Genomic DNA, 6,833 nt, shown 5'->3' on the forward strand with positions numbered 1-6,833 from the left:
CGATACCCCTTGGCATGGCCTGGGGCAGCAACTGTCTCGTCATCAACCGCTGGAGGTCTGGCAGCAACAGGCCGGTATGAACTGGCATATTGAAGAAGCGCCGGTGCGCTTTATTGCCGAAGGGGCTAGCCACCTGGGCAGCATTCACTCGTTCCCTGAACAAAAGGTGCTCTACCGCTCAGATACCAAAGCACCGCTATCGGTGGTGTCTCAGCGCTATAAGGTGGTACAGCCTGAAGAGATCCTGGAGTTCTATCGCGACCTGACGGAATACGCCGGGTATGAGCTAGAAACCGCTGGCGTGCTCAAAGGCGGACGTAAGTTCTGGGCGTTAGCCCGTAGCGGCTTAAGCACGTCGCTCAAAGGTCAGGATGAGGTGAACGACTACCTGCTGTTGGCAACCTCCTGCGATGGCACCCTGGCCACTATGGCCACACCCACCACGGTGCGGGTGGTGTGCAATAACACGTTGCAGATTGCCGTCGATGGCACGTCGCAAGCGGTGAAGGTGCCCCACCGTTCAGAGTTTGATCCGCGTGCCGTGAAGCGTCAGTTAGGCATTTCGGTGTCGCAATGGAATGACTTCATGTATCGGATGAAAACCCTAGCGGAGCGTAAAATCACTCGGCAGGAAGCGCAGCAGTATCTTCAGTCGGTGATTTGTGGCGCAGAGAAGCCGCTGGACGATCCTTCAAAACTGCCCAATTACCGGGCGCTGAATAAGGTGCAGAAGCTTTACCACGGTGAAGGCCGGGGCTCTCACTTGGTGACTGCCAAAGACACGGCCTGGGGCTTACTCAATGCAGTGACGGAATACGTCGACCATGACAAGCGGGCACGCAGTAACGATACCCGTATGGACTCAGCCTGGTTTGGTCAGGGGGCACAGCTCAAACAAGAGGCTTTGGATGCCGCCCTACAGCTGGTGTCGTAGCCATCCATACCCCCATCCCTACAAGCGATTCACCTAATGATCATCCTCACCCTCACGGCATAGACGCCCAGCCCCTGAAAAGGCTGGGCGTTTTGCTGTGGGGCTTATGCCGCGAGGTACCCGCATGAGCTTTGTTTCCGACGCCATTGAGATGGCTATCACTCGACTCACCAAACAACTGCTAGAGCACGACGCTCATAACGCAACGTCGCTGGTGTGTGCCCAGGGCGAGTTCTATCGCGTGGAGATACGCCTGGAGCATATCGATCCCGCAGACATTGCGCGTCACTTACCCGACGTTCCGGCGCTCGTTAAATGACACACCCCATGAACAGGGCTGACTAGCCCGCATTTCTCTCTTCACGTAAAAGGAGGTGCCCCATGGCACAGCGTACTCATGTAGTAAATGCGTCTTCCCAAAAAGGCCCAGTGCCTTCCCTTCAAGCAGACGCCAACGCTCAGCACTCCCCAAACTCAGCGGCGCTAGAAGCGCACCCTACGGCTGATAGCACCGCCATTATCCAGGTAATTGAGCGAGCTGCTCTCAACCCTGACGTCGATATCGACAAGATGGAGCGCCTGCTGCAAATGCAGGAACGGGTAATGGATCGTCAAGCAATGATGGCCTACAGCGCGGCCATGGCAGGGATGCAGACAGAGTTGCCCAGCATTGAAGAGCGTGGCCAAACCAACAACGGTTGCTATGCCACGCTGGAAGACATTGTCGATACCGTACGGCCCATACTGCAAAAACACGGCTTTGCGGTGAGCTTCCGTATTCAGACCCAGGAACGCGGTATCCAAGTAACGGGCGTGCTAATGCATAAGGATGGTCACCGTGAAGAGACCAGCATGCTGCTGCCTGCGGATATGAGCGGTAACAAGAACGCCGTCCAGGCATTTGGATCGTCTACCAGCTACGGCAAGCGCTATGTGCTGTGCGCGTTGCTCAACATCACCACACGTGGCCAAGACGATAACGGTCATACCAGTACACGTGCAGCCGTGAAGAGGGTCACCGCCTTTCAGGCGGGGCAGATTCAGCGTTTGATCAGCCAATGCCCAGCCACCACGCAAGAGTGGTTCAGAGGCAAATACGGTGCTGCGGTTCAGGTGCCTCAGGCAGATTTCGACAAGCTCCGCGCATCCCTCACCAAGCGAGCCGTGAAATAGCAATCGCGTCTCAGTCCGATCTCTCATCGCCTACAGGAGGCGTTATGAAGATACTCACCATGCCACAAGGCTCGCCCGAGTGGCTGGCGGGGCGTCTTGGGCGCGTCACCATGTCAGAACTCAAGGCATTGCTGGTAAATGGTAAAGGCCCCGGTGGGTTGGGTACCGGAGCCATTACCTACATGCACCAGTTGATCGGCGAGCGTATGACCGGTGAATTGGCCGAGCCGTTTCAAGGCAATGCCCACACCAAGCGGGGGCAAGAGCTAGAGAGCGTCGCCCGCTCGCTGTATCGCGATATGACCGGCGCATCCAAGCCTAAAGAAGTGGGCCTGATCCTTAACCACAACGTGGGCTACTCACCGGATAGTCTGATTGGCAGAAACGGCCTATTGGAGATCAAGACCAAGCTGCCTAAGTTCCAGATTGAGGTGCTGCTCAGCGGGGAAATCCCCGACGAGCACATGCCCCAATGCCAAGGTGGGCTATGGGTCAGCGAACGAGAATGGATCGACTTTGTGAGCTACTGGCCCGGTATGCCGCTGTTTGTGAAACGCGCTTACCGAGACGAGGCGCTGATCCGCACGATTGCCGAGCGGGTTGAGGCGTTCCATGAGGAGATGGAGCGGCGCATCAGCCAAGTGATGGCGGCGTGACTTGCCCACTGAACCACAACACTCATTTACTATTAACGACATAGATGCCGGGGCCACCACCCCGGCATTTTTTTATTTTTTGGAGGCAACCATGACACACGCCAAACTTAAAGCCGGGGAAGTGGCGGGCTCCTACTTAGTCACTTCGCCGGTCACGGAAACTGACATCATCGCCATGGCCAAACGCTTCGCACGGCGTAAGCTCGCCAAAGGCCGCAGGATCTCACAGCCCTCGCAAGCATTTGAGCACCTGCAGCTGTTGCTGCAGGACTATGAGTACGAAGTCTTCAGCGTACTGTTTCTCGACAGCCAACACCGTGTTATCCGCTTTGAAGAGCTGTTTCGCGGCACCATTGATTCTGCCAGCGTGTACCCACGGGAAGTGCTGAAAGCAGCGCTCGCTTACAACGCCGCTGCAGTCATTCTCGTTCATAACCACCCTAGTGGAGATCCTGAACCTAGCGATGCGGATCGGCGTATTACCGAGCGACTGAAGGAAGCGCTTGGCTTGATGGATATACGGGTGATTGATCACGTGGTGGTGGGTAGCGATGGATGCACGTCATTCGCAGAAAAAGGGTATCTGTAAACGTTCATACTCGAAGGCACAGGTACTGCCCCAGGGGCAGTACCTGTCTCCAATACTCAATTTATTTTTTTGTCTAATTGCCATTTATCAGGGGATTTTGCGAAAAAAAACAAGCAAGTTAGATGTTTGGCCAAGTGAATAGGCCATGACGTAAAGCGATTGAGCTATAAGGCGTTTGCATCTGTGTTGCTCCGCTGTACCTGCTCGATAGGTAGAATCAGGCGTAGATGATAGCTTTCATGAAATGAATACCCAGTCCTTGGAAACCTTCTGTCACTCCGTCATGATAACGCCGGGGTTACCTCGCGTTGGTCAGTCAATGACGCGGGCAGTGGGTAGTGTTTTCCGCTCTAGCTAGCCGGTAAAGCGTTAATTATCCTGCGATTTGACCGATGTTACCCCACCGCTTGTCGAGCAAGTAGCACCTGCCAGCAGTTGAATAGGAAAAACGGCACTCCATGAACGCAGTTGAAATTGAATCCGCCATTTCTGACTTGGCACAACAGCCCTTTGATCCGGCTGAGTTCCCTTATGCCTTTCTGGAAGCTTTTGGCAACAAGGCGACCACCATCAAGCGGTTGCGTTCGGGTACGTCTAATAAGTCGGACTTTTCTGGTGCCTGGGGCGGTGTATTACAGACCAACAATATCCATATTGCGGTGGCGGAGGCTGGTGCCGTTAACGAAACCCTAGCTGCGTTGAAGGCTAGCCCCGCGACTACGCGTGCCAAGGCGAAGTTCGTGCTTGCCACCGATGGTGAGATGCTAGAGGCCGAGGAGCTGGAAAGCGGCGAGACGGTTGCCTGCAAATATGAAGAATTTCCGGATCACTTCGGTTTCTTTTTGCCCCTGGCGGGTATCACCACTGTTAAACAGGTGCGTGAAAGCTCGTTTGATATTCGTGCCACCAGCCGCCTGAACCGGCTGTATGTGGAGCTACTGAAAGATAACCCAAGCTGGGGCACAGAAGAGCAGCGCCATGAAATGAACCACTTCATGGCTAGGCTGATCTTTTGTTTTTTTGCCGAAGATACGGACATCTTCGCCGGTAGCGGGCTGTTTACCGATACCGTGTCAGACATGAGCGCCAGAGACTCTGCCAATACCCATGAAGTGATTAGCGAAATCTTCCGCGCCATGAACACGCGGCAAGAAGCGCATGCTGCGGCAAATATCCCCCGCTGGGCGGGGAAGTTTCCCTATGTAAACGGCGGTCTGTTTTCCGGCAGTGTCGACGTACCGCGTTTCAGCAAAATTGCACGCTCTTATCTACTCCACATCGGCAGCCTGGACTGGACACAGATCAACCCTGATATTTTCGGCTCGATGATTCAGGCGGTGGCCGACGATGAAGAGCGCGGTGCATTGGGCATGCACTACACCAGCGTGCCGAACATTTTGAAAGTACTGAATCCACTGTTTCTGGATGACTTGCGCGAAAAGCTAGAGGAAGCAGGCGACAACGCCCGCAAGCTGCTAAATCTGCGCAACCGCATGGCCAAAATTCGCGTATTTGATCCCGCCTGCGGCTCGGGTAATTTCTTGGTCATCGCCTACAAGCAGATGCGTGAAATTGAAGCTGAAATAAACCAGCGTCGTAAAGAGCCAAACCGGCCAACCGATATACCGCTGACCAATTTCCGAGGCATTGAACTGCGAGATTTCTCAGCTGAGGTTGCTCGTCTAGCGTTGATTATTGCCGAGTACCAGTGTGACTTGCATTACCGCGGCAAGAAGCTGGCACTGGCCGAGTTTTTACCTCTCAGCTCCGATAATTGGATTACCTGCGGTAATGCCCTGCGCCTAGATTGGTTGAGCATTTGTCCTCCCACAGGCACGGCGGTAAAACACCATGCAGATGATCTGTTTGAGTCACCATTGGATCAGGCGCAGATCGACTTTGAGAATGAGGGCGGCGAAACATATATTTGTGGAAACCCGCCATATGCAGGAAAAGGTAAAAAGTCGGCGCAACAGATTTTCGATATGGAGAATATTTTTGGCCCGCGCGGAGTCAAGCATGGATATATTGATTATGTTGGATGCTGGTTTGTTAAAGCGGTTGACTATGGCAAGCACACTAACGCAGCTTGCGCATTTGTTTCGACAAATTCAATATGCCGCGGGCATCAGGTTCCATTGTTGTGGCCGCTGATCTTATCAAATCAGTATGAGATAGCTTTTGCTCATACCTCTTTCAAATGGAAAAACTTGGCTGCTCACAATGCAGGTGTGATAGTTGCGATCATAGGACTTTCGAGAGAGGCGAAGACTGCTCGAAAAATCTATTCGTCAACAGACGATAATGAGCTACTTGTCAAAGTTGTTCCGCTCATAAACCCCTATCTAGTTGGCGGCGACAATGTGCTCGTTAAAAAGAGTTCGAAACCCAGAAACGGCTTATCATGCATGGATTTGGGAAACATGCCTTATGACGGCGGCAATCTTTTGCTTTCTCGCGATGAGCTCTCTGATCTAAATCTGAATGAAGCTCGCCGCCATGAATTGGTGCGGAGAGTTTATGGGTCGAGGGAGTTTACAAATGGGTTAAGTAGATACTGCCTTTGGATTGAAGACAAAAATTTAACAGAGGCGTTGCTAGTACCTGGCATTAAACGCCGTGTGGATGCTGTTAAGAAAATGCGTTTGAGCAGTACCGATGCCGGAGGAAGAACAATGGCAACGCGGGCACATCAACTGAGAGAAATGCGTAGTGCCCGCGTTCACACAGTAGTTATGCCAAGAACATCGTCAGAATCGCGCCATTACTTGCCCGCTGGATTGATTGGATCAGATAGCACAGTTTCCAGTGAGGCATTCGCTATCTTTGATTCTCCACTTTGGCAACTTGCTATTTTGGTATCAAAGCTGCACTTATCTTGGATTGCAACAGTCTGTGGGCAGCTAAAAACTGATTTTCGCTACTCAAACGAGCTCGGCTGGAACACCTTCCCAGTCCCAACCCTGACCGAAAAAAACAAAATCGACCTGACCCGCTGTGCCGAAAATATCCTGTTGGCTCGTGAAACGCACTTTCCGGCCACCATTGCTGAACTCTACGACCCTGAAAAAATGCCCGACAATCTGCGTGAAGCCCATGAGCGCAATGATGAAGTGTTGGAGCGGATCTACATCGGGCGGCGCTTCAAGAACGATACGGAACGCCTGGAAAAGCTGTTTGAGCTGTATACCAAGATGACAGCTAAGGCGTCTGCATGAGAGGGTTGCTGGAGAACTACTCATCGTTACTTAAGGCGGTTCTTTTCGTTCTATTTGGCGTGGTCGCCGTTTTTATAGACGTTGACCAGTCTCCAACGCATTGGACTTGGCCTGTCTTTGTTTTTTTTGCTAGCGGCTTGGTAGGCCTGGAAATCTATCATCATCCCTGAATCCGTGAGACCGGCCCCCGGAAGCACTTCTAACCCACTGACCTGCATGGCAATATAGCCATTATCGCCATTCACCCAGACAGTGCCATGCCC

The 6,833-nt window shown here is 52.8% G+C and carries 7 protein-coding genes; 6 read left to right on the forward strand and 1 reads right to left on the reverse strand.

Features of this window, described 5'->3' with window-relative positions:
- The 6 genes from BIS10_RS16370 to BIS10_RS16395 form a co-directional block, all read left to right on the forward strand.
- Positions 1 to 934 (forward strand): DUF932 domain-containing protein (locus BIS10_RS16370; protein WP_253506803.1); only part of this gene is annotated, 934 nt, incomplete at its 5' end.
- 124 nt (positions 935 to 1,058) lie between these two features.
- Positions 1,059 to 1,253 carry a hypothetical protein gene (locus BIS10_RS16375; protein ID WP_081138518.1) on the forward strand — a complete coding sequence of 65 codons (195 nt, stop codon included), beginning with the start codon at positions 1,059 to 1,061 and terminating at the stop codon, positions 1,251 to 1,253.
- 62 nt (positions 1,254 to 1,315) lie between these two features.
- On the forward strand, positions 1,316 to 2,107 hold the full coding sequence (locus BIS10_RS16380) for an ERF family protein (protein ID WP_253506807.1): 792 nt from the start codon (positions 1,316 to 1,318) through the stop codon (positions 2,105 to 2,107).
- Between the two features lie 44 nt (positions 2,108 to 2,151).
- Positions 2,152 to 2,763: a lambda exonuclease family protein gene (locus tag BIS10_RS16385; RefSeq protein ID WP_253506810.1), complete on the forward strand. Its 612-nt coding sequence runs from the start codon at positions 2,152 to 2,154 to the stop codon at positions 2,761 to 2,763.
- A gap of 91 nt (positions 2,764 to 2,854) precedes the next feature.
- Positions 2,855 to 3,352: a DNA repair protein RadC gene (gene radC, locus BIS10_RS16390; protein WP_253506813.1), complete on the forward strand. Its 498-nt coding sequence runs from the start codon at positions 2,855 to 2,857 to the stop codon at positions 3,350 to 3,352.
- Positions 3,353 to 3,810: 458 nt separating this feature from the next.
- The gene (locus tag BIS10_RS16395) at positions 3,811 to 6,570 is read left to right on the forward strand and encodes a DNA methyltransferase (protein WP_253506815.1); all 2,760 of its coding nucleotides are present in this window, start codon (positions 3,811 to 3,813) and stop codon (positions 6,568 to 6,570) included.
- 50 nt (positions 6,571 to 6,620) lie between these two features.
- Here the strand turns inward: BIS10_RS16395 and BIS10_RS16400 are convergent.
- Positions 6,621 to 6,833: hypothetical protein (locus BIS10_RS16400; protein ID WP_253506817.1), on the reverse strand; the 213-nt coding region annotated here is incomplete at its 5' end.

This window comes from Halomonas sp. 707B3 (assembly GCF_024158645.1).
GTDB classification, from domain to species: domain Bacteria; phylum Pseudomonadota; class Gammaproteobacteria; order Pseudomonadales; family Halomonadaceae; genus Vreelandella; species Vreelandella lionensis.

Bases quoted from the DNA above. Each gene is read 5' to 3' on its own strand.
- BIS10_RS16375 (WP_081138518.1), top strand. From the start codon at position 1,059: ATGAGCTTTGTTTCCGACGCCATTGAGATGGCTATCACTCGACTCACC.
- BIS10_RS16380 (WP_253506807.1), top strand. From the start codon at position 1,316: ATGGCACAGCGTACTCATGTAGTAAATGCGTCTTCCCAAAAAGGCCCA.
- radC (WP_253506813.1), top strand. From the start codon at position 2,855: ATGACACACGCCAAACTTAAAGCCGGGGAAGTGGCGGGCTCCTACTTA.
- BIS10_RS16385 (WP_253506810.1), top strand. From the start codon at position 2,152: ATGAAGATACTCACCATGCCACAAGGCTCGCCCGAGTGGCTGGCGGGG.
- BIS10_RS16395 (WP_253506815.1), top strand. From the start codon at position 3,811: ATGAACGCAGTTGAAATTGAATCCGCCATTTCTGACTTGGCACAACAG.